The organism is Saccharothrix australiensis (assembly GCF_003634935.1).
Lineage (GTDB): Bacteria > Actinomycetota > Actinomycetes > Mycobacteriales > Pseudonocardiaceae > Actinosynnema > Actinosynnema australiense.
The window spans coordinates 3159977-3182199 of record NZ_RBXO01000001.1; the positions used below are offsets into that span (position 1 = coordinate 3159977).

Consider the following 22223-nt stretch of genomic DNA (forward strand, 5'->3'; position numbering starts at 1 on the left):
CGCCGACGCCCGCCCGACGAGCGCGGGCGGGCGCCGGCACGCCGGGGTCGGCGACGGTCGCCGGGCACCCGCGGTGCTCGGTGACGGTGCCGGACCCGGCCGATGCCAGTGGCCGACATCGATCGGAGGCGGAACTCCGGAAGAGCACCGCGGTGGTCAGCGCCGTGCGGCCGACGTGGTGACACCGGCCGCGTGCAGTGCCTCCCGAGCCGCGATCACGGCGCTGTTCATGGAGATCTCCCCGCGCATCCCCGGCGCGGCCACCATGTCGCCGGCCAGGAACACGTCACCGCCGCGCACGATCGCGGGACGGTCGCGCCACGTCCGGCCCGGCAGGTCGAGCGCGCCGCTGCGCCCCCGCGCGACGGCGGTGCGCTTCCAGGTGGTGCGCTCCCGCCAGCCGGGCACGGCGAGGTCGGCCAGCTCCTCCACCCTGGCCGTCGCGTCGGCTCGTGACTCGCCGGGCCGGATCGGCATGTCGAGCTGGAACAGCGACTCGCCCGCCGGCGCGAGCGTCGGGTCCTGCATCGTGTAGCACTCGTGGAACCCGCCCTGGTCCGCGTCGAACACGATGAAGAAGTCGCCGCGCTCGCGGCGCACCGCGAGGTCCAGCATCACGCACCGACCGCTCTCCCACTCCAGCGAGTCGTCACCGAGCAGGGCGCGGGCGCTGGCCAGCTCGGTGGCCACGATCGTGGGCGTCGACGGGATCTCGGTGATCCGGGAGTTCATCTCGATCCGCACGCCGAGTTGCCGCGCGCGCTCCGCCATGCGGTCGAACACCGTGGGCCAGCCCCCGACCACGTACCGCACCGCGGGCGGCGCGGGCGCGAACACGCGGTGCAGCAGTTCCCAGACGAACGCCGCCGACAGCCGCCCGGTGTCGGCGTCGAACGTCACGACGCCGATCGCGTTGGCCGCCGCCCGCGCGGCCTCCTCGCCGTACCGCTCGCCCGCCCAGCTCGCGAAGTCGCGGTCCACGGGCGCGGGCCGCCGCCGGTCGCGGACCATGCGCAGCAGGCCGGGGAAGGGGCGGCGACGAAGCTTCCCGCCGTACCGGAACCCCGCCACCAGCGCCGCCCTGGCCGGGATCCTGGCGAGTTCGCCGACCAGGTCGCGCTCGACCAGCCAGCTCCAGTGCGGGCCGTCGGCGTAGAAGACGTGCGCGCCCTCGTGCGCCACGTACGGCGGCGGTGTCGTCCTGCCCCGGCCGCCGAGGGTGGAGTGCGCCTCGTGCAGCGTGACCGAGGCTCCGGCCTCCGCGCAGGCGATGCTCGCCGTCAGCCCGGCCAGTCCGCCGCCGATCACAACGATTTCTCGTGCCACTTCCGTCTCCGTGCTCCTGTCGGCAACCCGTGCACCAACGAGACGAGACAGCGCCGTAAGACGTGACAGGCGGTTCTCCCGGTGCGTGGGCCGTCGTGCGGGTTCGGCGGTCGTGGCCCGTCGGCGCGGCACGACGCGGGCGCACGCCGACCGGCCGCACGTCACCGGGGTGCGTCGTCCGGCGGCTGCCGGGACCCGTCGCGACGGGTGCGGTTCGGCGGGGCGGGCGGCGGCTCGGCGGTCGTGGCGGCGGCGTAGCGGCGGGCCAGCCGTGCGAACGCGTCCGCCAGCTCGGCGGGACCGACGACCCGGAAGTCGGCGTCGAACCTGCCGATCGCCGCGGCCAGGCCGGTCCACGACCACGAGCCCAGCACGAGCCGGCAGCGGTCCGGGCCCAGTTCCTCGACCACCCCGTCCGGGGCGCGGCGGGCCACGGTCGCGGCGGGCAGGTCGAGGACCACCTCCCCGCGGCAGGGCCAGTCGCCGGTGCCCGCCGAGCCGTCGGAGCCCCGGAACCAGCCCTCCACGAACGCACCGACCTCGCCGCCGGGCAGCTCGCGCGGCGTGAAGCGGGGCCCGGTCGGCGTGCGCGGGGTGATCCGGTCGGCGCGGAAGGTGCGCCAGTCCGCGCGGTCGAGGTCCCACGCGACCAGGTACCAGCGCCCGCCGCGGACCACGAGGTGGTGCGGCTGCACGCGGCGCGGCGGGGCCTGCCCGCCCTGCTCCGACCCGGCCGCGTAGTCGAACCGCAGCACCTCGCGGGCGTGGACGGCGGCGCTGAGCGCCGTCAGCACACCGCTGTCCACCCGGGGCGCCCGGCCGGGCGCGGACCGCTCGACGGCGGTGGCCCGGAAGGTGTCGATGCGGTGGCGCAGCCGGGCGGGCATCACCTGGCGGACGGTGTGCAGCGCGCGTGCGGCGGCCTCCTCGATGCCGGCCCCGGAGGAGGTGGCGATCCGCAGCGCGATGGCCAGCGCGACGGCCTGCTCGTCGTCGAACAGCAGCGGGGGCAGCTCCGCCCCGGCGTCGAGCCGGTACCCGCCGTCGGGACCCTTGACGGCCGCGACGGGGTAGCCCAGCTCGCGCAGGCGGTCGACGTCCCGGCGCACGGTGCGCGGACTGACGTCCAGCCGCCGCGCCAGCTCCGCGCCCGGCCAGTCCCGGCGCGCCTGGAGCAGCGAGAGCAACGCCAGCAGCCGAGCGGAGGTCTTGTGCACATCTCCGATGGTGCCCGAGAAGCGGACAGGACCTGGCCGCTATCCCTGAGATGGTGGTCCCGCACCGCACAACGACCGGAAGGCACGACCACGTGAGCACCACCGGCACCACCACGCCCGACCCCGCCCTCGACGCCGAGCGGACCGAACTGCTCGCCCAGCTCGCGGTCGCGCGGGCCTCCCTGATCGCCACGACGGAAGGGCTCACCGACGAACAGGCGGGCGAGCGGACCACGGTCAGCGCGCTGTGCTTGGGCGGGCTGGTCAAGCACGTCGCGTCGATGGAGGAGGCGTGGGTGCGGTTCGCGGCCGAGGGCACCTCGGCGCTGAGCTACGACCTGCCCGACGGGGTGACGTGGGCGGACTTCGCGGCCGGCACGGCCAGGGAGTACCCGCAGTGGGCGATCGACCACCAGAACGACTTCCGGATGCTGCCGGGCGAGGCGCTCGCCGGGGTCGTCGCCCGGTACGAGCGGGTCGCCGCCCGCACCGGGGAGGTCGTCGCGTCCCTGCCCGACCTGTCGGTGGCGCACCCGCTGCCGGCCGCGCCCTGGAACGAGCCGGGCGCGGTGCGCAGCGTGCGCCGGGTGCTCCTGCACGTCATCGCCGAGACCGCCCAGCACGCCGGGCACGCCGACATCCTGCGCGAGTCGCTCGACGGCCGGAAGTCGAGCTGAGGGCCACCTCGTGGGCCACCGCCTGGGCCGTCATCACCCAGGACGTCACCGTTCTGGGTGACGCCGCTCGGGACGACGCCGCTCGGTGACCGCCGGGCCGGATGGGGGCGGCCCCCATCCGGCCCGGCGGTCGAGCCGGCCGTCGCCGCGCCCATCGCCGCCCGCCCACCGTTCGCCACCGGTACGAACAGCCTGTGCACCAACCTCCCGTGCGAGAAGAGAGCGCTCTCACATGCCACCCAAGACCGTGCTCGACACCCGTGCGCTCAACCGCGCCACGCTGGCCCGCCAACTGCTGCTCGACCGCGCCGACCTGCCGGTCCTCGACGCCGTCGCCCACCTCGGCGGCCTCCAGGCGCAGGAGCCGCAGGAACCGTTCGTCGGCCTCTGGTCGCGGCTGCGCGGGTTCGACCCGGCCTCGCTCTCGGACCTGCTGCTCGAACGGCGCGTGGTGCGGACGCACCTCATGCGCCGCACGGTCCACCTCGTCACCGCCGACGACGCCCTCGCCTGGCGCGCCCGGCACGACGCGATGCTGCGGCAGCGGGTCCTCGGCGCCTACCGGCGCGAGTTCGACGGCGTCGACCTCGACGGGCTCGCGGCGGCCTGCCGCGCGGTGCTGGCCGACGGTCGCCCGCGCTCGGCCGGCGAACTCGCGCGGGCCGTCGCGGGTGATCGGTCGACGCCGGGTACGCGGGCGCTGGGGGAGATGCTGGTCGCCGCCCTCGTCCCGATGGCGCAGCTGCCGCCGCGCGGGCTCTGGCGCACGAAGGCGGGCGTGCGCAACGCCCCGCTCTCGTCCTGGCTGGGCCGCGAGGTCGACCCCCTGCCCGCGGACGGCTCCGACCCGGTCGGCCGGGAGCTGGCGCGGCGCTACCTGGCCGCCTTCGGCCCGGCGGCGACGGCCGACCTGCGCGCCTGGTGCGGTCTCGCCGGGTTGCCCGCCGCCGTCGCCGCGCTGCGCCCGGAGCTGGTCTCCTTCCGCGACGAGCACGGCCGGGAACTGCTCGACCTGCCCGACGCGCCGCGCCCCGACCCGGACACGCCCGCCCCGGTGCGGTTCCTGCCCGCCTTCGACAACGCGCTGCTCGGCTACCACGACCGCCGCCGGATCGTCGACGACGCCCACCGGGGCCTGTCGGTCGCCGGCGCGCGCGTCGTCCTGGTGGCCGGTCGGGTGGCCGCGACCTGGCGCGTCGAGGCGGGCACCGTGGTCGTGACACCGCTGCGCGGCTTCTCTCGGGCCGACCGCGCCGACGTCGCCGACGAGGGGCGGGCCCTGGCCTCGTTCCTCTCCGACCACGACAGCGACCGCGTGGAGGTCGCCACGTCACCCCGGTGAGACCACGTTGAGGAACGATCGTTCTTGACCGATCGTTCCTCAAGTGGTTAAGGTCTGCTCATGGGACGACCGAGGGGATTCGACGAGGCCGAGGTGGTGCGGGCGGCGGCGGCGCTGTTCGCGGGCCGGGCGTACGACGGGGTGTCCGTGGACGACCTGGTCACCCACCTCGGCGTGCACCGCAACAGCCTCTACAAGACGTTCGGCAGCAAGCGCGGGCTCTACCAGGCGGCGCTGCGCCGGTGCCTGGAGCACGAGGTGCGGCCCCTCGTCGAGGCCCTGCGCAGCGCCGCCGACCCCGCCGAGGCCGCGCGCCTGGCGGCGGAGGCCGGCCCGGAGCTGGACTTCCTGCTGCTGGCGGCGGTCGAGCGCGCTCCCGTCGACGCCGAGGTCGCCGTCGAGGTCGGCCGCGCCCTCGCCGCCCTCGACGAGGCGCTCGGGACGGTGCTGGGCGACAGCACCGGCACCGGCACCGGCGACGGCGAGCACCCGGCGCTGGCCACCGCGTTCACGGCGGCGCTGCTCGGCCTGCGGTTGCGCGCCAAGGCGGGCGGCTCGCACGTCGAACCCGGCGCGGCGGGCGCCGCGCTCGCCCGACGCCTGCGTCCACCACTTCCACGATAAGGAGCACGACATGGCACAGGTCCACATCGACGGCGACAACCTGGTCGTGGTGATCGAGGGGCTCAACAAGCTGTGGGCGCTCAAGAGCAGCCTGACGATCCCGCTCGCCCACGTCCGGGGCGCCACCGCCGACCCCGGTATCGCCAAGGAACCCAAGGGCATCCGCGCGCCCGGCGCGCACCTGCCGGGGGTCATCACGGCCGGCACCTTCCACATCGACGGCGACCGGGTGTTCTGGGACGTGCGCGACCCGGCCAAGGCGGTCGTCATCGAACTGGCCGACGAGCGGTACGCCCGACTGGTGCTCCAGGTCGACGACCCGCGTGCCACCGTCGCACTGGTCGAGGGAGCGGCACACCGGGCGTGACCCGGCCCCGTCGAGGCCGTCCACGCGGATGATCCGGGCCATGCGCGACACTCCGCCGTCCGTGCGCCCGACCGGGATCGCGGACGATCACCGGCGGGCGGCCGAGCCGATGCTCCCACCGCCCTGGTCCACCGACGACTGTTGCTGATCGGGCTGGATGGCGATGACGCGCAGCACCGTTTCCGGTGGGGCGACGGCACGTCCTCGGGGAAAACCACCGCCGTTTCCGGGCGCGTCGACGGGCGTGGGATCGCGCGGGTCGGTGACCCGGCGCCGCGGTCCCCACCCGCCCGGTGGGCCGGGACCGCGGCGCGCACGTGCGGCCGGGAGGACGGCGCCGTCGTGGCGTCAGCAGCGCTTCGTCACGAGGTCGTACTTCGCGCGCACGGTGCCGCGGCTGGACTCCGCCAGGATGAGGCTCCGCTTGGCGCGGTCCGACGTGCCGAGGTCGACCCGAAGCTCGGCGTTGATGTTGAGGTTGCGGTCGTCGCCGCACGGCGAGTACACGACCTCGCCCGGCGTCGGCCGGTAGGTCGAGCGCCACTCGTCGTTCATCGGGCCGCTGTACGGGAATTCGAGCGTCTTGCCGGACGACGAGCCCTGGAAGTGGAAGTCGACCCGGTGCAGGGCCCGTGCGCCCGCCTCCAGGTGCGTGAACCCGTCGTAGGTCATGCGGGACAGGCCGTAGGTGTAGCCGGGCGGGAGGCTCACGCGGACGCCCAGCTGGCAGTTGCGCCGGGAGTCGACCGCGTCCGCCCCGCCGCCCGCCTGGGCGTAGAAGGCGCGGTAGTCGACCTCGAAGGACGTCGTGCCGGTCGAGACGTTCGCGGTGCCCGCGGGGCAGCCCGACCCGTTGACGGTGACCACCTCGACCCGCGTCGGGGGCGCGGGCTCGTCGAGGTCGTCCGCCCCGGTGGCCGGGACCACCGTCGAGAGGGCCAGGAGGGTAGCCGCTGCCGTGGTCAGCATGAGGTGCCTTTCTCGATCCGTGCTCGGTGGCGGCGGCAGCACCAGACGGTAGCGAGCACGTCCGCGGCGTGACTCCGCCGGATAGCCGATCCCGCGCGGAACCCGGCACGCGCCCGCCGCCGCGGGGGAGGACGGTCTTCGCGCCCGCTCGCCGGCACCGGGGCGGGACCGATCGGCGCAGGCGGTGCCCACCGGTGGCGGCGCGCGGCGCGCAGGAGTCGGGCGCGCCGCGCGCCACCGCCGGGTCACCAGCCGCTGTTCTGCCAGCCGGTGCCGAGGTAGACCTGGTCGAACCCGTTGCCGTCGTTGTCGTCGGTGTACGCGACGGTGATCAGGCCCCACGCGTCGACACCGATCGCCGGCTCGTCCTGCCGTCCCGTGGTGGTCCGGTCGGTGGCCTGCCGGGGCAGCCTGCCCTCGACCGACCCGTCCGCGTTGAGGCCCTGCGTGTGCACGTCGGACGCGACCACCGAGGTGACCACGACGCCGCGCTGGTCGTCGATGCCGACCTGGGGGTCGAGGCCGGGCACCAGGGTGTCCACAGTGGACTGGGCGGTGCCGTCGGCCGCGAACGAGCGGACCCCGGTCAGGGCGGTGCCGGTGTGGTCGGTCTCCCAGGCCACCACGAAGTCGCCGGCGAAGTTCGCCGCCACCGACGCGTGCCGCTGCTGCCCGCCGCCGCTCGCGTTCACGACGCCCTGCGCGAGCTTCACCCCGCCGGACGGGGTGAGCACCTTGCGGCCGACGTTGGAGAAGCCGTTGCCGTCACCGTCCTCGTCCCACACGACGACCGCGTTGCCCGCCGCGCCCATCGCCACGTCCGGACGCCGGTGCGCGCCGCCCGCCGCGTGCACCTGCGCCTCGTAGGTCTTGGCCGTCACGGACGCGAAACCCGCCACCCGCACGGTCGGCTCGGTGGCGGACTGCTCGTCCTCCCACACCACGGCGAACCCGGCGGTGTCCGGGTCGGCGGCCACCGCCGGGGAGCTCTGCTGCCCGGCGACCGAGGCGTTGGCCGTCGCCGAACCCGCGATCGTGCCGTCGGTCCGGACGACCCGCACGGCGATGTTGTAGTACCCGTTGCCGTCCGGGTCCTCCGACCAGACCACGACCGCGCTGCCGTCGTCGTGCAGCGACACGTCGGGCTGCACGTGCCGCCAGTCGCCGGTGCCGCCGGCGGACAGCTTCTTCTCGTACCGCGACACGCCGTCCTTGAACAACCTGATCCACACGTCGCTGTGCACGGGGTCGGCGGGGTTCGCCGGGTCGCGGTCGTCCTCCCACACCACGGCCGTGTACCCGGTGCGGACGGCCGACACGGCGGCGTTGTCCTGGTCGCCGGTCGCGGTGGAGTTGGCGGTGGTCCAGGTCACGGCGGCGGACGCGGTGCCGGTGCCGGCGCAGAGCAGCCCGAGCGCGGCGGTCAGGGCGAGGATCTTCTTCATGGCGCCTGCAATCCGGGGTTGCCCGCCTCGATGACGTAGCTGCGCAACGTCCGGACGGGGTAGTCGCGCGTGGTGACCTTGTCCACGAACCGGAAGTCGACCGCCACCCGGCTCGGGGTGGTGACGGTGCGGACGTAGCCGCGCAGGTTCTTGTAGAACTTGATGTGCGGGTTGAGGCTGGACAGGGCGTCGTCGGCGGCGTTGCCGTCGCCGCCGGAGGTCACCGAGGTGGTGACGAGTTCGGTGCCGACGATCCGGTCCTGCGTCCGGTAGTCCGCCATCAGGTCGCACGCCCACGACCGGTGCACGTCACCGGTCAGCACCACGGTGTTGCGCAGCCCCGCCGCGTCCCAGCCGCGCTGGAGCCGGTCGCGGTTGGCGCTGTAGCCGTCCCAGCCGTCCATCGACTTCGCGCCGTCCGCCGACGCGAGCCGCTGCGCGAAGAACACCTGCTGGCCGAGGAGGTCCCAGGTGCCGAGCCGCTGCCGCATCCCGTCGAGCAGCCAGCGCTCCTGCGCCGCGCCGGTGAGGGTGCGGGCCGGGTCGTCGGCCTCCGGGCACACCTTGGTGCCGTCACCGCACGCCTGGTCGTCGCGGTACTGGCGGGTGTCGAGCATGTGGAACGTGGCCAGGCTGCCCCACCGCACGCGGCGGTAGAGCTGCATGTCCTCCGCCACAGGTGCTTGCGCGGCCCGCAGCGGCATGTGCTCGTAGTACGCCTTGTACGCCGCCGCCCGCCGTGCCCGGAAGTCACCGGCGGGCGAGCCGTCGTCGCGGATCAGGTCGGCGTAGTTGTTCTCGACCTCATGATCATCCCAGACCGGCAGCCACGGCGCGGCGGCGTGCGCGGCCTGGAGGTCCGGGTCGGTCTTGTACTGCGCGTGCCGCACGCGGTAGTCGGCCAGGCTCGAAATCTCGGGGCCGGGCGCGTGCTTGCGGACGTTCGTGGTGGACGCCGCGCCCTCGTAGATGTAGTCGCCCAGGTGCAGGATGAGGTGCGGGTTCTCCTCGGCCATGCGGCGGTACGCGGTGAAGTAGCCGGCCTCGTAGTGCGAGCACGACGTGAACAGCATCGTCAGCGCGGGCGAGGTGCCGGGCGCGGGCGCGGTGACGGCCCGGCCGACCGGCGAGACGAACCCCAGCGCGCGGAACCGGTAGAAGTACTCCCGGCCGGGCTGGAGGCCGTCGACCTCGACGTGGACGCTGTGCGCCCACGCCTGCACGGCGGTGACGGCGCCGGACCGCACGACCTGCGTGAACCGCTGGTCGGTGGCGACCTGCCAGTCCACGGCGACGTTCGCGGCCGACATGCCGCCGAGGCCGTCGGGGTCGAGGGGGCTGGGCGCGAGGCGCGTCCAGAGCACGAAGCCGTCCGGTGCGGGCTCACCGGACGCGACGCCGAGCGTGAACGGGTAGGCGACGGCGCTTGCGGACGGGGTGGCGAGGACCGTGACGCCGGCACTGGCGATGCCGCCGGCGATCAGGGTTCGCCGTGTCAGTGGGGACATACGCCGTGCGTACACCCGGAAGGTGATTTCCGGCCGGCTTTCAGGTGTACATGCGGGTGTCAAGCGCCGTGGGTGGGGATTGCCGAACGTGTGAACGGGCTACCGCGGTAGGTGGTCGGCGAGGACTGCGCACGCACGTGGACGCTCGGCTACGACGACTCGCGCCGGACCACAGGAGCCGTGCACGACGACCGAGCCCGCCGACGGCCGCCGTTCCATCCGTCCACAAAGGACATGCGACGGAACTGCCCGATCGGCCCGCCACCCCCGCGTCGCCACCGGCCGTTCAGCGGCGGGTCGCCACGAGTTGGCCGTCCCGTTGCCCCGCTTGGGAAAACTTGATCATACCGGCGTTCGGTGGGTGGTCTTGGGCCGGACGGGTGAACCGGCCGGCCTCCGGGTAACGACGCGTCCCGGTCGGTCGACAGCAAGACCACCGACGCGGTGTTCAGGGGGATCAGGCCATGAAGGCGAAGAAGAAGAACGACGCGCTGCTGCCCGCGCTCCGGCGGTTCGTGCGCACCAAAGGCTCCGAGTACCTGCGCGACGGCAACGTCTCCTCGATCGGCATCGGCTACAAGGTCGAGGACGGCAAGCCGACCGACGAGATCGCCATCCAGTTCACGGTACGGCGGAAGGCCGAGCCGGAGGCGTTGAGCGCCCTGGGCACCGCGCTGTTGCCCGAGGCCATCACCGTGGACGGGGTCGCGGTCCCGACCGACGTGCTGGAGCGCGACTACCGCACCGACTTCCACGTCGTGTCGGAACGCGCGTCCGACGACCGCAAGAGCCGCCTCGACCCGGTGGCCCCCGGCGCCAGCGTCGGCCACGTCAACGTCGCGGCGGGCACCGTGGGCTGCGTCGTCTACGACCGCGTCGACGGCACGCCGTACGTCCTGTCGAACTGGCACGTCCTGCACGGCCCGGACGGCGCGCTCGGCGACGTGGTGGTCCAGCCCGGCCCGCACGACGACAACCGGGTCGAGCGCAACCGGCTGGGCAGGCTCGTCCGCTCGCACCTGGGCGCGGCGGGCGACTGCGCGATCGCGACCATCGAGGACCGGGAGTTCGTCTGCGACATCCTGGAGCTGGGCGTGGCCGTCGACCGGATCGGCGAGCCGGAACTGGGCGACAAGGTCGTCAAGAGCGGTCGGACGACCGGTGTGACGCACGGGATCGTGCGCCGCGTCGACGCCATCGTGAAGCTCGACTACGGCGGCTCGGTGGGCGAGCGGGAGATCGGCTGCTTCGAGATCGGGCCCGACCCGGCGCGACCCGCGCCCGGCGGCGAGATCAGCACGGGCGGCGACTCGGGCAGCGCGTGGGTGTTCAAGTCCGCCAACGGCCGGACCGGCAAGACGCTGGCGGGCCTGCACTTCGGCGGTGAGGTGGGCGGCAGCGCCGACGAGCACGCGCTCGCGTGCCTGCCGCGGTCGGTGTTCGAGAAGCTGGGCGTCACGATCACGCCGCCGAAGCCGGAGGCGTTGGCGAAGAAGGGCTTCTCGGCCGACTTCCTCGGCGTCCGGGTCGGCGTGCCGGTGCTGGGGGCGGCGGCCGAGGCGGACGCCGTGCGGGTGGACGGCTCGGTGGTGGTGGACTACACGCACTTCTCGCTCGCGCAGAGCAAGTCGCGCCGGTTCGCGTTCTGGGTGGCGTGGAACATCGACGGGCGGACCCTGAAGTCGATCAACCGCAGCGGCATCCCGTTCGTGCTGGACCCGCGCATCCCGGCCGAGTTCCAGGTCGGCGACGAGCTGTACCGGGGCAACCGGCTCGACCGCGGCCACCTGGCGCGCCGCGCGGACCTGCTGTGGGGCGCCAAGGCGGAAGCGGAGCAGGCCAACGTGGACTCGTTCTACTTCACCAACATCACGCCCCAGATGGACGACTTCAACCAGAGCGCGCGCCGGGGGCTGTGGGGCAGGCTGGAGGACGCGGTGCTGGCCGACGCCGAGGTGGACGACCTGAAGGTCAGCGTCTACGGCGGACCGGTCTTCCGGGACGACGACCGGGTGTTCCGGGGCGTGCGGCTGCCGCGCGAGTACTGGAAGGTCATCGCGTTCGTGGCGCAGGGGGTGCTCAAGGCGCGGGCGTTCGTGCTGACCCAGCACCTCGACCAGTTGGAGGCGCTGGAGCTGGACGAGTTCCGGGTGTACCAGGTGACGGTCGCCGAGGTGGAGGAGCGGTGCGGCTTCACGTTCCCGGAGGCGTTGCGGGCCGCCGACACGCTGGTGGTGCCGGAGTCCCTGGCGGAGCGGCGGCCGCTCGACGCGCTGGAATCGATCCAGTGGTGACCCCGGCCTGAGGCGGGGGCGGGCGGTCGGGGCGCGGCCGGCCGCGGGGTTCCGGGCTCGTGCCGGGCGGGTGCGGCACGAGCCCGGCGCCGTTTTCGGTCGGTCGGGCGGACGGCGGCCCGATGCGCTGGAGAGCGCGCACCATGTTCGCCGCTCTCGTGGCCCACGGTCACGCCTCTCCGTCCATACCGCCGGCCCTGGCGGAGGCGTTCGCCGGCGCACCGCCCACGGACGAGGGCGTCGGCCACGTCCTGCCGCGCAGCCGGGTGGCGGACCTGCGACCCTTGCTCACGAGCGTCGACCTGCTCGTCCACGACATCGCGACCCCGGGCGCCGGTCTCGCGGCGGCACTGGCCGGGTGCCGAGCGTCGGCCACACTGGAGTCGGGGTGCTGACCGAATCGGTCCGTCGGATCGGCGGCGCGCCTGCCTCCGGTGGGCCGGGTCGGTTCACCGGTGGCCGCCGGGCCGCCTTCCTGCGGGTGCCCGGTGAGGGCCGTTCGCGGTGGTCGTCAGGCGGTGCGGCGCACGCGGTCCGAGGCGGGCCACACGTAGGGCAGGTCGGTGGGCACGTCCGGGAACAGCGGGCCGTAGTGCGCCGGGTCCTTGCGCACCAGCGCGGAGCGGTGGCTGAGGTGCAGGGCCTCGTCGCCGAGCCACGGCGGCAGGTCGCCCGTCGCCGCCAGCGCGGCCTGGTCGCGCACCCCGTCCTCGCCCCGGACGTCGGCCAGGCCGGCGCGCAGCGTGGCCGCGCAGGTGTCCGCGTGCCCGATCGCGCACCACACCGCGCAGACCTCCAGCCCGTACCGCACCAGCGCCTCCTCGTACCCGGCCCACATCTTCACCGCCGGGTGGTGCCGCCAGCCGTAGCCGGGCACGATCAGGCCGCGCAGCACCTGGATCGCCTCCACGCGCTGCTTGCCCAACCGCCGCTTGTCCAGCACGCGCGCGGTCTCGGCGAAGTCGGGATAGGGGAGGAAGGTCTGCACATCGGACGGGTACCCGGTCCCGCGGCCTTCATGTCGCGGGAGACCCCGTACGGGAGACACGGCGCGCGGAACCGCACGAGTCGCCCTATCGTCCACTCGGGAGGTTCCGCGTGGTCGAACGGGTCGAGGTCGGGCGGCGGGCGCGCACCGCCGTCATCACCGTGATCATGCTCGGGATGCTGCTGGCCGCCCTGGACCAGACGATCGTCGCCACCGCGCTGCCCACCATCGTCGGCGACCTCGGCGGCGGCGGGCACCTGTCGTGGGTGGTCACCGCGTACCTGCTCGCCGAGACCATCACGACCGCCCTGGTCGGCAAGTTCGGCGACCTGTTCGGCCGCAAGCCCGCGTTCCTCGCCAGCGTCGCCCTGTTCATGGTCGGCTCCTTCCTGTGCGGCTGGGCGGACTCGATGGCCTGGCTGATCGCCGCCAGGGCCGTCCAGGGCCTGGGCGCGGGCGGCCTCCTGGTCACCTCCAGCGCCGTGATCGCCGACGTCGTGCCGCTGTCCGAACGCGGCAAGTACCAGGGCATAATCGGGGCGCTGTTCGGCGTGTCCACCGTGGTCGGCCCCCTGCTGGGCGGGCTGTTCGTGGACCACCTGAGCTGGCGCTGGGCGTTCTACGTCAACCTGCCGCTGGGCGTGATCGTGCTGGTGGTGGGCGCTCTGGCGCTGCCCGGCGTGCGGTCGGCGGGCAGACCGAGGATCGACTACGCGGGCATCCTGCTGATCGCCCTCGCCTCGACGGGCCTCACGCTGGTCACGAGCTGGGGCGGGGTGGAGCAACCCTGGACCTCGCCGACCATCCTGTGGCTGGCGGCCGGCTCCCTGGTCGCGCTGGCGCTGTTCGTGCGGGTCGAGCAGCGGGCGGCGGAACCCATGCTGCCCATGCGGTTGTTCCGCAAGCGGGTGTTCACCGTGTGCAGCGTGCTGAGCTTCGTCGTCGGGTTCGCGATGCTGGGCGGCGTCACGTTCATACCGACCTACCTCCAGTACGTGCACGGCGCGTCGGCCACCCAATCGGGGTTGGAGATGTTGCCCCTGGTGACGGGTATCCTCGTGGCCTCGGTGACGGCGGGCAACGTGATCGGCAAGACCGGGCGGTACCGGGCGCTCCCGCTCGTGGGCACCACGCTGATGGTCGCCGGGCTGCTCCTGCTGTCGTTGCTGGACGTCGACACCTCGTTCTGGGAGGCGTCGGTCTACATGCTCGTGCTCGGCCTGGGCGAGGGCCTGTGCATGCCGGTGTCCATCGTGGTCGTGCAGAGCACCAGCGACTACGAGGACCTGGGCGTCGCGACCTCGGGCGTGAGCTTCCTGCGCACGCTGGGCAGCTCGTTCGGCGTGGCGGTCTTCGGCACCGTCTACGCGAGCAACCTGCCCGAGCACCTGGCCGGCGCGGTGCCACCCGGCGTCGACCCGCGCGCCGCGACGAACGTGCAACTCCTGCACGAGCTGCCCGACCAGCTCAAAGCCCCGATCGTGGCCGCCTACGCCGACACCATCCAGGGCGTGTTCCTGTCCGTCGTCCCGGTGGCCGTCGTGGCGTTCGTCGTGGCCCTGTTCCTCCGCGAGGTGCCCCTGCGCGACACCTCGCGCGCGGCGGCGTCCGGCAACAACGGCGTGGGGGAGAGCTTCGCCGTGCCGCAGTCGGCCGAGTCCGAGCAGGAGCTGGAGAAGCTCGTGGCGCTGATCGTGAGCCAGGAGCGCCGCGACCCGACACCGCAGGTGCTGGCCTCGTCCGGGCTGCCGCTCAACCACGCGCAGGCGTGGCTGGTGCTCAAGGTGTTCCGGCAGAGCGCCCGCCACGGCGACGCGACCCTGGATCGCCTGGCCGAGGAGACGCGCGTGCCGGCGGGCGTGTTCGAGCCGGTGGCCCGGCAGCTCATGGTGAAGGGGCTGCTCGCCGAGACCGCCGACCACTACCGCTTCACGGCGCAGGGCACAGAGGTGTTCACCCGCCTGGTGGACGCCTGGCGGGATTGGCTGCACGCCAAGCTGGTCGACTGGCGCTGCGAGGACCCGGAGTTCACCGAGGCGGTGGACCGCGTCGCAGCCGAACTGGTGACCACCGGCCGGGCGCTGGCCGAACGCGAACCCGCGTCCGTGTGACCCCGCGTCCGTGCAGGCCCGCGTCCGTGTGACACCAGGCCCGTGCAGGCCAGTGTCCGTGTGACACCGGGCCCGTCTGATCCCGCGTCCGTGTGATTTCGGGCGCGCACGGGTCCGGGCCGCGCCGTCCCTGTGCGGGTCGACGCGGCCCGGCTCTTCCGGCCCGTCCGCCATCGATCCGGTCGGCGCGACCCCGAGCACCCGAGCGCGGTCAGGACGGGGCTCGGGGCCGCCGACCGGACCGCCGGTCGACCCGGAGCGGGCGACGGCCCTGCCGGGCGCCGAGGCACCGGCAGGGCCGCCCGAATCACCGACCGTCCGGTCGGCGGTGGCCGAGCAACATCAGCACGGCGCAGAGGAGCACCAGGTTCTTCAGCACGAACTCGCCGTCGGCGGTCAGCAGCAACGGGTTGCCGTCCGACCACGCCAGCGACGGCGCGGTGACGAACACCAGGAACGTCCCCGCCAGGTGGCCCCCGGTCACGACGAGCGTGATCCGCCGGAACCGCCCGATCACCAGCGCCGCCCCGAGCAGGACCTCCACCGAACCCAGGGCGGGCAGCAGCAGGCCCTGCGGCACGAACGGCAGCGTGGCGCTCAGCAGCTCGGCGACCGGCGACCGGTCGACCACCTTCAGCAGCCCGAACCACACGAACACCAGACCGATCACCACTCGCAGCGCGGGCGGCGCGAACCGGCGCAGCCCCTGTTCGACCCGGTCCCACCACGTCGGCGGCGGCGGCTCCGGTCTGACCTCCTCGACCTCGTAATCGCGTGTCGTCGACATGTCAGTCCCCCAACGGGTTGAGCAGGTCGGCCTTGCCCTCGAAGGCGAACAGCAGCAGGTCGGTCATCCGGAACGTCTCGGCGTCCGGCCCGAACACCGGCCGCCACGACGGCTCCCGGACGATCGACGTGCGCGACACCTCCATCGACCGGTGGAACACCTCGGCCACGATGCGACCGCCCACCGGGCCGAGCAGGCCGTTGTGGAACTCGGCCTCCCGCAGGATGTAGAACCACAGCGGCGTGTGCTCCACGACCGCCGCGCGCTGCTCGTCGGTCAGCGAGTCCAGCGTCACGCCCTGGTTGCCGTCGAGGATCTGCTCGGCGGTGAGCGCGCTCTCGTTGAACAGCGACGCCATCTGCTGACCGCTGGCCAGCTTCACCATGTTCGCCCTGGTGAGGTTGCGGAAGGCCAGGTTGCGGTGGATCGCCGGGAACGTCGTGCCGCGCCCGTCGAACGTGCCCGCCGGCAGCAGCGTGAGCGGGTTGACCAGCAGCGTGTCGACCCGCTTGGTGATGTTGCCGCCACCCGCGCCGGGCACCAGGTCCGGCCGCCCGGCCTCGGTGAAGTCGTACAGCCTGCGGAAGTCGGCGATCCAGTTGGTCGGCAGCCGGTCGACACCGGCCACGGTCGGGTCGTCCTGGTCGGTGCCGGGCTGGAAGTTGCCGCTGGTGCCGCTGAAGGCGAACAGCAGGTCCAGGCCGGCGATGCCGCCCTCGCCGCCGGCGCTGTTGAACACCCGGTTCCACTGGTAGGCCGCCCGGATCATGCTGTGGCCCAGCCGGTACGCCGCCACCGAGAACTCCAGCGGCATCGTCGCCTCCTGCGACGTGCCCCGGCCGGTCTCGAAGAACTTCCGGCCGTTGGTGAACACGTCGTCCACGATCGCCGGCTCGACGATGCGCGGCAGGTGGTCGGTGCGCAGCATCCACTGGTAGTGGCGCACGACCTGCGCGCGCGCCGCCTCGAACAGCCGCTGCCCGGTCAGCCCGGTCAGCGCCAGCTCGTCGACCACCCGGTTGTGGAACCGGATGAACGCCAGGTGGGTCTGCGCGACGACCAGGTTCTCGTCGTTGCGGAGGTCCGGGATGAGCGCGCGCCTGCGGTCGGCGCCGGTCGCCCCGGAACCCGCGCGCGGCAGGTCGAACCCGTCGAGCTCGACGTCCGTCAGGTCCGCCGGGAACAGCGGCTTGGACGTCCGGCCGATCTTGAGCTTGACCTGGTCGGCGGCGTAGCAGACGCGGTCGGTCGGGTCGAGCGGGCCCCGGCCGTAGACCGAGTCCAGGTCGAGCGCGGGCGACCGGCCCTGCACGAGGTCGTCGAGGTTGACGTCCCCGCCGAGCTGGGTCTCCGTGCGGTCCATCGTGAGGTCGTGGTCGACGAACTGGCCGAGGTAGGTGAACCCGGCCGGGATCGCGGGGTCCGCGGAGTCCGGCTGAGTCGGCTCCTCCGCCGTCATGGCGGTGGCCAGGGCGACCCTGACGTCCTCGGGCGTCTGCACGCCCTCGGGCCCCAGTCGCGAGAACCGGAAGCTCCGCAGCTCCTCCACGGTCAGCGGACGCCGGCTGGCGGGCTCCTGGTTCCGGTCGAACTCCAGCACCCCCTCGCCTACGACGAAGAAGCTCTTCACGCCGTGGTGCTTCAAATCTGCCTCCCCCTTGCTTCGTCCGAAGATCCCCCCGGACAGGTGGGCGCGCCCCCCGGCGCGCTCCCCTCATTGATACAGGGGTCGACCGCCATTCGATGGATACATCGAAATTTATTCCTGAACGCCGGTCACATAGCTGAATGATCGATCGACCGGGGAGGTCGTGGATCGACCGAGCGTGCACGGCGCGCCGGGCGCAACCGCCGACGGGGTGGTGACCACCGCCGCCCACCAGCCCGGACGTCGTCCGACGACGCGGCCCGCGACCCGGTCGGAGGATCGGGCCGCGGGCCGACGACGTGCTCGGGACCGCCGCGTTCCGAACCGCGCGGGACGGGTGGTCGGCGCCGCCGCCGCGGACCGCGATCACCGCCGTGCCCGATCACCGGCGGTGGAACTCCGCTATTCCAAGATCAATTCTCAAGATCGGTTCTCGGGAATGCAAGCGGGGGTGTGTGCGCGTTATGCCAAGATCGGCTCGGAATTCCACCGGTCACAGGTGCGCGGTGAACCACCCGACGATCAGCTCCACCGCGGCGGCCCACCCCTCGCGGTCGACCTCGTGCCCGACGCCGGGGTGCAGCTCCAGCCGCGCCGGCTTGCCCAGCTCCCGCAGCCGCCGGTACATCCGCTCGGACTCCTCGGGCTTGACGCGGGTGTCGTTCTCGCCGTGCAGGAACAGCACCGGGACGCGCACCCGGTGGGCGTTGCCCAGCGGGCTGCGCTCGGTCAGCCGGGCCAGGTCCGCCGGGTCGTCGGGGTCGCCGATCCACTCCTTGCTCCGCTTCCGCCACGTCGGCGGCAAGTCCAGGACGTCGGTGACGAGGTCGGACGTGCCGCACTCGCTGACCGCCGCCCGCCACCGGTCGGGCAGCCGGGAGGCGCAGGACAGCGCGGCGAAACCGCCGTAGGACGCGCCGTGCACCCCGAGCCTCGTCCCGTCCGCCCAGTCGACGTCCGCCAGCAGGTCCGCCGCCGCGGCCAGGTCCGCCAGGTCACCGCCGCCCCAGTCGCGGTAGATCGCCCGCTGGCGGCGCAGCCCGTAGCCGGAGGAGCCCCGGAAGTTGGGCGCGATGACGCCGATCCCGGCGGCCAGCAGCTCCTGCACCATCGGGTCGTACTCGGGGTACGCCTGCGACTCCGGGCCGCCGTGCACCGTCATGACGACCGGCGCGGGCGCGTCGGGGCTCGCCGAGGGCGGCCGGTAGAGCAGGCACGGCACCGCCAGGCCGTCCGCGCTCGTCGCGTGCACGACGGTCGGCGCCACGAGGTCGTCCGGGAGGCGGGCGCCGAAGTCGGTCAGCCGCTCCGCGGTGCCCGCGTCCAGGTCGGCCAGGTACAGCTCGGTCGCCGCGTCGGCCCTCGCGAGCACCACGAGCAGCCGCCCGTCGTGGGTGAAGCGCAGGACGTGGCCGCCGAGGCCCCACTCGCAGACCGCGAGCCCGCGCGGCAGGCCGGCGACCTCGCGCGGCTCGCCGCCCCGCTCGGACCAGAGCAGCCGCGTCCACCCGTCCTCGTTGCGGCCCCACGCCAGGCGTGCGCCGTCGCGGGACAGCGCGCCACCCTCCACATCGGACTCCGGGGTGTCCAGCCAGGTGACCTCGCCGGTCAGCGACAGCGTCGCCAGGCCGACGGAGTCGCGGCCGTGCGTGGTGCACACGACGATCCCGGACGAGTCGGGCAGCCACGCGACCGGCTCCCACTTGGCCGGGCCGCCGGGCTCGGTGAGCCGCCGCGCGGTGTCGGTGGCGAGGTCGACCACGAACAGCTCGTGCTCGGTGTTCTGGTGCAGCTTGACCACCAGCAGCAGCCGGGAGTCGGGGGAGAACCCCATCGGCAGGTAGCGGTCGTCGCCGCGCAGCACGATCCGCGACCCGTTCGCGTCGCGCACCAGCACGTCGAACACCTCGACGTCACGGGCGTTGCTCGCGTAGGCGAGGAGCGCGCCGTCGGCGCTGTACGGGTCGCCGGCGCTGCCGTAGGGCACGCCGATCTCGCAGCGCACGCCCTGCTCCGCGACCACCCACTCCACCTCGCCGGTCGCCGGGTCCAGCTCGCCCAGCCAGTGGTCCTCGCGGCCGTCGGGGTCGGTCAGCACCAGCAGCCGCGCGCCGTCCGGCCGCCACGCGCACCGCCGCGCGGAACCGGCGACGGGCACGTGCCGCCCGTCCACCCACGGCTGGGGGCGGCCGGTCGCGTCGCTGATCCACGCGAGCGCGCCGCCGGGCCCGTGCGCCGCGTCGGTGACCCGCTCGAAGTCGGTCAGCGTCATCGCCCCACCGCCGCGATCGCCTGCTGCACGGTCGCCGCCGCCACCACGCCGCGCCGGAACCAGTCCAGCGCGAGGTTCTCGTTCGGGGCGTGGTTCCGCTCGTCCACGTTGGCCAGCGGCACGCCGTAGCACGGCACGCCCAGCTCGTCGCTGAACGCCGCGATCGGCAGGCTGCCGCCCAGCGCGGGCACCAGCAGCGGCTCCTCGCCGAGCCCGGCCGCCGCGCCCCGCAGCACGGCGTCGGTCCAGCGGGTCTCGGGCAGCGTCCGGGACGGTTCCATCGCGCCGCCGGGCGTGAGCTCGACGTCGGGCGCGTGGCGGGCCAGGTGCTCGCGGATGGCCGCGAACACGGTCTCCACCCGCTGCCCGCCGACCAGCCGCATGTCGCACTTCGCGACCGCGACGTGCGGTATGACGGTCCGGTGCTCGCCGCCGTCCTCGCAGGTCAACGAGTTGATGCTGAACGTGGGGCCGGTCAGCCGCTCGTAGAAGCCGAGGTCGGCGGGCGGCTCCATGCCGGACACGCCGATGCCGGCCAGGACCTCGGGCACGTCCGCGGGGAGCGCGGCCAGCGCCGCGCGCTCGCCGGGGCTCAGCGGGACCACGTCGTCGGCGAACCCGTCGACCAGCACCCGTCCCCGCGCGTCGCGCATGCCCGCCAACACGTGCACCAGCCGCCACGCGGGGTTCGGCGCGACACCGCCCCAGTTGCCCGAGTGCAGCGGCCCGGACGCGCCCCTGACCCGCAGCTCGAACGTGGCGATGCCGCGCACGCCGAGCACCACCGAGGCCCGCCCGGACTCGTGCACCGGCCCGTCGCTCCACACCACCAGGTCGGGCTTCGGCAGGGCGCGCAGGGCGTTCGCCAGGTGCGGGCTGCCGATCTCCTCCTCGCCGTCGAGCAGCACCGTGACGCGGCACGGCAGCCCGCCCGTCACCTCGCGCAGCGCCCGCAGCCCGAGCAGCTGGGCCAGGTGCTGGCCCTTGTTGTCCCCCGCGCCCCGGCCGTAGACGCGGCCGTCCCGGAAGGTCGGTTCGAACGGCGGCGAGTCCCACTCGTCGAGCGGCCCGGCCGGCTGCACGTCGTAGTGGCCGTACACCAGGACGTGCGGCGCGCCCGGCGGTCCGGGCGCGGTGCCGACCAGCGCGGGCCAGCCGCCGGTCTCGACCACCTCGGGCGTCAGCCCGGCTCTCCGCAGCAACTCCACGCCGTGCGCGACCGCGTCGGCCATGCCCTCGCCGGTGCGGCTCACGCTGGGCTGCGCGAGCCACGCGGCCAGCTCGGCCAGCAGCTCCGCCTCCCGCTCCCGCACCCAGTCGCCGACCTGTTCCGCCAACCCCATCGGGACCCCTATCGATTTCAGAAAGTGCAATCGATAGCAGTGAACCAAATCACTGTGGGGGCCGGCAAGGAGACCTGGGCTAACATCCGGCGGGTGTCCGCAGACCAGTCCGAGCGCACCGCCTCCGTGGCCGAGCTGAAGGCGCTGGCGCACCCGCTGCGCTGGCGCATCCTGCGGCTGTGCCTGGACCGGGCGTGGACGAACCAGGAGCTGGCCGAACGCCTGGAGGTCGCGCCGGCGACCGCCCTGCGGCACGTGCGGGCGCTGGTCAACACCGGTTTCCTCGCCGCGGAACCGGTGCGCACGGGTGCGAAGGGCGCGTTGGAGCGCCCCTACCGGGCGACCGGTCGGACGTGGCGGCTCGGCCTGGTCGACGTCGAGGGCGTCGGCCTGGCGCAGCGGGTGGACCTGGCGGTGCTCGCCGCGCACCGCGCGGAGATCGTGGAGGCGGGTCCCGACTCGGTCCGCGACATGTCGCGCGGCGTGCTGCGCCTCAACGCCGAGTCGCAGGCGGAGCTGAAGGCCCGGCTGCTGGACCTGGTCGGCGAGTTCCTGGCCCGCGAGGACCCGGACGGCGAAGCGCTGAGCTACCTGTGGTCCCTCGCGGCGCGCCCGGAGCCCTGACGCCCGGAGCCCTGACGCCCGGAGCGCTGGCGCTCGCAGCGCCGGCAGCCGGAGCGCCGGAGCGCGGTCAGGCGCGGTAGCGCAGGCCGTCCATCAGCAGGTCCATCATGCGGCCCGCCCGCTCGCGCTCGCTCTCCTCGCCGGCCGCGATACCGGTGGAGAGGGCGATGCCGCTCATCGTGGCCAGCACGTCCAGCGGGTCGAGGTCGCCGCGCAGCACGCCCTTCTCCTTCGCCGCGTCGAGCAGCAGGGTCATCGCCTCGATCAGCTTCTCGCGGCTCTCGCTGTAGGGGTCGCCGCCGGACGCGATGACCGTCTTCAGCGCGTCCGCGATGCCGCGCTTGGCGGCCAGGTGGTCGAGGAACCGGTCCATCCACGCCCTGGTCGCCTCGTCGGGCGGCATCGTGCCCAGCAGTTCCCGCGCCGAGTCGCACAGGCGGGCCAGTTCCGAGCGGTAGACGGCCTCGATCAGGGCCTCGCGGGTGGGGAAGTGCCGGTAGAGGGTGCCGATGCCCACGCCGGCCTCCTTGGCGATGGTCTCCAGCGCGGCGTCGCCGTTCGCGGAGAACGCCTTGAGCGCCACCGCGAGCAGCTTCTCGCGGTTGCGCCGCGCGTCGGCGCGCAGGGGGCGCGAGGCGTTCACGGCAGCTCCTTCCGGCTGTGACGGACGTCTCAATGCTA

19 protein-coding genes are annotated in these 22223 nt (G+C 73.8%); 8 read left to right on the forward strand and 11 right to left on the reverse strand.

Annotation, left to right across the window (positions count from 1 at the left end; all coding sequences use genetic code 11):
• Positions 1-156 precede the first annotated feature (156 nt).
• Positions 157-1326 (reverse strand): NAD(P)-binding protein, encoded by a 1170-nt coding sequence (locus C8E97_RS14500; protein ID WP_121005838.1) that lies wholly within the window; start codon positions 1324-1326, stop codon positions 157-159.
• 161 nt (positions 1327-1487) lie between these two features.
• Positions 1488-2543, reverse strand: coding sequence for a helix-turn-helix transcriptional regulator (locus tag C8E97_RS14505; RefSeq protein ID WP_121005840.1), 1056 nt, complete (start codon positions 2541-2543; stop codon positions 1488-1490).
• Positions 2544-2635: 92 nt separating this feature from the next.
• Here C8E97_RS14505 and C8E97_RS14510 point away from each other — a divergent pair, with 92 nt between their 5' ends.
• The 4 genes from C8E97_RS14510 (at position 2636) to C8E97_RS14525 (ending at position 5553) form a co-directional block, all read left to right on the forward strand.
• Positions 2636-3220: a DinB family protein gene (locus tag C8E97_RS14510; protein WP_246018890.1), complete on the forward strand. Its 585-nt coding sequence runs from the start codon at positions 2636-2638 to the stop codon at positions 3218-3220.
• 232 nt (positions 3221-3452) lie between these two features.
• Positions 3453-4562, forward strand: a complete 1110-nt coding sequence (locus C8E97_RS14515; RefSeq protein ID WP_121005844.1) for a winged helix DNA-binding domain-containing protein — start codon at positions 3453-3455, stop codon at positions 4560-4562.
• 60 nt (positions 4563-4622) lie between these two features.
• Positions 4623-5186, forward strand: a complete 564-nt coding sequence (locus tag C8E97_RS14520; protein WP_121005846.1) for a TetR/AcrR family transcriptional regulator — start codon at positions 4623-4625, stop codon at positions 5184-5186.
• A 10-nt stretch (positions 5187-5196) separates the two neighbouring features.
• Positions 5197-5553: a hypothetical protein gene (locus tag C8E97_RS14525; RefSeq protein ID WP_121005848.1), complete on the forward strand. Its 357-nt coding sequence runs from the start codon at positions 5197-5199 to the stop codon at positions 5551-5553.
• A gap of 348 nt (positions 5554-5901) precedes the next feature.
• On the opposite strand, the gene C8E97_RS14530 is transcribed toward C8E97_RS14525, so the two are convergent.
• From C8E97_RS14530 to C8E97_RS14540, 3 genes are all read right to left on the reverse strand, one after another.
• Complete coding sequence (locus C8E97_RS14530; RefSeq protein ID WP_121005850.1) at positions 5902-6522, reverse strand: DUF4360 domain-containing protein; 621 nt, start codon at positions 6520-6522, stop codon at positions 5902-5904.
• A gap of 245 nt (positions 6523-6767) precedes the next feature.
• On the reverse strand, positions 6768-7967 hold the full coding sequence (locus C8E97_RS14535; protein ID WP_121005852.1) for a hypothetical protein: 1200 nt from the start codon (positions 7965-7967) through the stop codon (positions 6768-6770).
• Positions 7964-9475, reverse strand: a complete 1512-nt coding sequence (locus C8E97_RS14540) for an alkaline phosphatase D family protein (protein ID WP_121005854.1) — start codon at positions 9473-9475, stop codon at positions 7964-7966. Before C8E97_RS14540 ends, C8E97_RS14535 begins: the two co-directional genes overlap by 4 nt.
• Positions 9476-9939: 464 nt before the next feature.
• Here C8E97_RS14540 and C8E97_RS14545 point away from each other — a divergent pair, with 464 nt between their 5' ends.
• Entirely contained in the window at positions 9940-11769 is a 1830-nt protein-coding gene (locus C8E97_RS14545; protein WP_121005856.1) for a DNA/RNA non-specific endonuclease, read from the forward strand.
• Positions 11770-11912: 143 nt separating this feature from the next.
• Positions 11913-12164, forward strand: a complete 252-nt coding sequence (locus C8E97_RS14550) for a hypothetical protein (RefSeq protein ID WP_121005858.1) — start codon at positions 11913-11915, stop codon at positions 12162-12164.
• A gap of 116 nt (positions 12165-12280) precedes the next feature.
• Here C8E97_RS14550 and C8E97_RS14555 read toward each other — a convergent pair whose 3' ends face one another.
• Entirely contained in the window at positions 12281-12757 is a 477-nt protein-coding gene (locus tag C8E97_RS14555) for an MSMEG_6728 family protein (protein WP_121005860.1), read from the reverse strand.
• 167 nt (positions 12758-12924) lie between these two features.
• Here C8E97_RS14555 and C8E97_RS14560 point away from each other — a divergent pair, with 167 nt between their 5' ends.
• Positions 12925-14868, forward strand: coding sequence for an MDR family MFS transporter (locus C8E97_RS14560; RefSeq protein WP_121011515.1), 1944 nt, complete (start codon positions 12925-12927; stop codon positions 14866-14868).
• Positions 14869-15175: 307 nt separating this feature from the next.
• Here the strand turns inward: C8E97_RS14560 and C8E97_RS14565 are convergent, their stop codons facing one another.
• The 4 genes from C8E97_RS14565 to C8E97_RS14580 form a co-directional block, all read right to left on the reverse strand.
• Positions 15176-15655: a DoxX family protein gene (locus C8E97_RS14565; protein ID WP_121005862.1), complete on the reverse strand. Its 480-nt coding sequence runs from the start codon at positions 15653-15655 to the stop codon at positions 15176-15178.
• Position 15656: 1 nt separating this feature from the next.
• The gene (locus tag C8E97_RS14570; protein ID WP_121005864.1) at positions 15657-17300 is read right to left on the reverse strand and encodes a peroxidase family protein; all 1644 of its coding nucleotides are present in this window, start codon (positions 17298-17300) and stop codon (positions 15657-15659) included.
• Between the two features lie 496 nt (positions 17301-17796).
• Positions 17797-19575 carry a S9 family peptidase gene (locus tag C8E97_RS14575; protein WP_121005866.1) on the reverse strand — a complete coding sequence of 593 codons (1779 nt, stop codon included), beginning with the start codon at positions 19573-19575 and terminating at the stop codon, positions 17797-17799.
• Positions 19572-20918 (reverse strand): M20/M25/M40 family metallo-hydrolase, encoded by a 1347-nt coding sequence (locus C8E97_RS14580; RefSeq protein ID WP_121005868.1) that lies wholly within the window; start codon positions 20916-20918, stop codon positions 19572-19574. Before C8E97_RS14580 ends, C8E97_RS14575 begins: the two co-directional genes overlap by 4 nt.
• A 93-nt stretch (positions 20919-21011) precedes the next feature.
• Here C8E97_RS14580 and C8E97_RS14585 point away from each other — a divergent pair, with 93 nt between their 5' ends.
• Positions 21012-21542, forward strand: a complete 531-nt coding sequence (locus C8E97_RS14585) for an ArsR/SmtB family transcription factor (RefSeq protein WP_121005870.1) — start codon at positions 21012-21014, stop codon at positions 21540-21542.
• Positions 21543-21609: 67 nt separating this feature from the next.
• On the opposite strand, the gene C8E97_RS14590 is transcribed toward C8E97_RS14585, so the two are convergent.
• Positions 21610-22185: a TetR/AcrR family transcriptional regulator gene (locus C8E97_RS14590; RefSeq protein WP_121005871.1), complete on the reverse strand. Its 576-nt coding sequence runs from the start codon at positions 22183-22185 to the stop codon at positions 21610-21612.
• Between the last annotated feature and the right edge of the window lie 38 nt (positions 22186-22223).